This is a genomic window from Fulvivirga sp. (genome assembly GCF_040220315.1).
In the GTDB taxonomy this organism is placed as follows: Bacteria; Bacteroidota; Bacteroidia; order Cytophagales; family Cyclobacteriaceae; genus Fulvivirga.
Genome location: NZ_JAVJUY010000114.1, coordinates 1 through 2695, shown reverse-complemented (window position 1 = coordinate 2695; position 2695 = coordinate 1). Strand labels below are relative to the sequence as shown.

Below are 2695 nucleotides of genomic sequence, written 5' to 3'. Positions count from 1 at the left end.
TGATACTTCCGGTCAAAAAAGCATTGTTATCAAACAAGACCCGGAAGAAGGGCATCAAATAAAGATTGGTGATGTTGTTAACTTATGGATTGTGCCGGAAAGCGATGTGGAGTTGAACGAGGAAATGGAAGAATGAGGTATTCCTTTGTAGTCATATTAATCTTCTTATCACAATTACTCTATGGGCAAATTACCTATTCGCCCATAGTTAAACCAGACAAAAGAGGTAAAAACACGAATGCTCGTACTGAAAGTGAAACCATAAACCTTCCTTTTTGGGATGATTTCTCTTTTGCAACAGATAATGTGCCTTCTGACAGTTTATGGTATAATAGTAATAGCGTATTTGTAGGTAACGGACTTGGCGAAAACCCACCCAGTATTGGTGTGGCCAGCTTAGATGGAGTAAATGCTTTGGGTCAGGGCTATTCAGGATCAATTTCTGGCCCAACAGATGCACTGACCTCGTGCTTTATAGATTTAAGCACCCTCACAGTGAATGATGAGGTTTTTCTCAGTTTCTATTACCAGTTTGGCGGGAATGGTGAAAACCCTGAAGAAGGCGATTCCCTAAGGGTTGAGATGCTCAATGCGGACAGCGTTTGGATACCCGTTTGGCCCAGGGGTGCTGAGTTAGATCGGTCAGGAAATTTTGTGCAACGTTTAATAAGGCTTGATAGTGCCAATTTTTTTCATGATGAATTTCAGTTTAGGTTCCAAAGTTTCGGCAGGCCGGTGGGCTTCTTCGATGTTTGGAATATCGACTATGTGTATATGAATAGTGGCCGTAGTTTGAACGATGATAACTATCCGGATAGAACGATAGGTAAGCCACTTACCAGTATATTGAATGGTTTTACATCTGTACCGGCCAGGCACTATCGCACCAACCAAAATCAAATACCAGAATACGAAGTTACTTCGGTAGATAATCCTAATGATGAACGCCAGCCGTATGATAATTTTTACGAAGCACAGATAATAACCTGGCTTAATAACGTGGGTGATACAACTGATATAGCACCCATTTTCAGAGATACTGAGAGCGTGCAAGCCCCAAACAGAAATGTGGAAAGTCTTGATGGTTTTTTCAACAATGTCAGTATCCCGGAAGATCAGGATTCAATATTTCTTTATGTGAAGACATTTATTAATCCAACTGATAATGTGTTGCCTCCTACTGGCGATTACGATCTAAAATTTGCTCCTATCGATTTTCGTGTGAATGATACCATCAGGAATCAATATGTGCTAAAAGATTATTACGCCTATGACGATGGTTCTGCCGAACTCACTGCCGGATTAAATTTTTCGGGAAACCGCCTTGCAATACAATTTCCAATCCCACCTACGGTTGAAGATACATTAGTAGCCATTGATATGTACTTCCCACTTTCCATTACCGAGCCTGCAGGCAGGTCTGTAGATGTGATAGTTTGGAATAAAGTCGATACTATTCCTGGTGATATTCTTTATAGAGAGACATTTACTATTTTGAGAGATGCCCAGCCAAATAAGTTTATTCGCTATGAATTTAGCAATCCTGTAGCTGTGGCTGATACCTTTTTTATTGGCTATCGACAAAATAATGAAGGTGTTTTAGGTGTGGGTTATGATATTGACAATAACTCTAATGATAAGGTGTTTTTTAACATTGGCACATTGTGGCAACAGAAACCCGCTGAAGATTTAAAAGGTAGTTTTATGATTCGTCCTGTGTTCGGAACGTTTGTTCCCGATGATGTAACCGGTATAGATGATAAATTATTTAAGAACACATTGATTTACCCTAACCCAACTTCTGGAATTGTGCACTTAGAGGGTGAAGTGGATCGTGCCATACTATTTGATATGTATGGAAGGACAATTGCTACACAAACCGCTATTCAAAACGAAATTTCTTTTGATCTATCTCAGCACCCAGCGGGAATCTACATGATCAATGTATCAAAATCAAACCAAACCAAAACGTTTAAAATCATTAAAAAATGAGTGTTATCAGTGCAACGGAATTAAAAACCCGACTGACAAAAGGCGAAGCATTAATTATCATAGATGTACGGGAAACATGGGAGTATGATGAGTATAACATTGGCGCTGATAACATTCCTCTTGGTGACTTACCCCACTCTCTCGAACAGCTTGATTACTGCAGGGAACAAGAAGTAATCGTGCATTGCAAGTCCGGCTCCAGAAGCAACCAGGCTATGAAGTATCTTACTCAACAAGGATTCAAGAATGTAAAAAGTTTGGAAGGTGGCATTGAGGGGTATTTGGGTTAATTTACTTTTAATGCCATGCCAACAGCATTAGGCAACTTACTAAGTTAAGTTGACTACACGTGTGGTAATCAGTGTACTAACTTAGAAAGATCCTTCGTACCTCAGGATGACTTTGAATTTGAGCCTGTCATGCCGACAAAGGAGGCAACTTACTCAGTTGGGTTGACCATACTTTTCGTATTCGTTGTTCTAACTTAGGAAGGTCCTTCGTGCCTCAGGATGACTTTGAATTTGAGCGTGTCATGCCGACAATAGGAGGCAACTTACTAAGTTAGGTTGACCATACTCTTCGCTATCGCTGTTCTAACTTGGGAAGGTCCTTTGTACCTCAGGATGACTTTGAATTTGAGCCTGTCATGCCGACAAAGGAGGCAACTTACTCAGTTGGGTTGACCATACTTTTCGTATTCGTT

Annotated in this window: 3 protein-coding genes; all 3 read left to right on the top strand. The window is 40.3% G+C overall.

Annotation, left to right across the window (positions count from 1 at the left end):
* Window positions 1–136, top strand: a 136-nt coding sequence (locus RLO81_RS05355) for a PASTA domain-containing protein (RefSeq protein ID WP_502880432.1), incomplete at its 5' end; no start/stop codon positions are given.
* Window positions 133–1992 carry a T9SS type A sorting domain-containing protein gene (locus RLO81_RS05350; protein WP_350108300.1) on the top strand — a complete coding sequence of 620 codons (1860 nt, stop codon included), beginning with the start codon at window positions 133–135 and terminating at the stop codon, window positions 1990–1992. The genes RLO81_RS05355 and RLO81_RS05350, both read left to right, overlap by 4 nt.
* Entirely contained in the window at window positions 1989–2282 is a 294-nt protein-coding gene (locus RLO81_RS05345; protein ID WP_350108297.1) for a rhodanese-like domain-containing protein, read from the top strand. Before RLO81_RS05350 ends, RLO81_RS05345 begins: the two co-directional genes overlap by 4 nt.
* Window positions 2283–2695 lie beyond the last annotated feature (413 nt).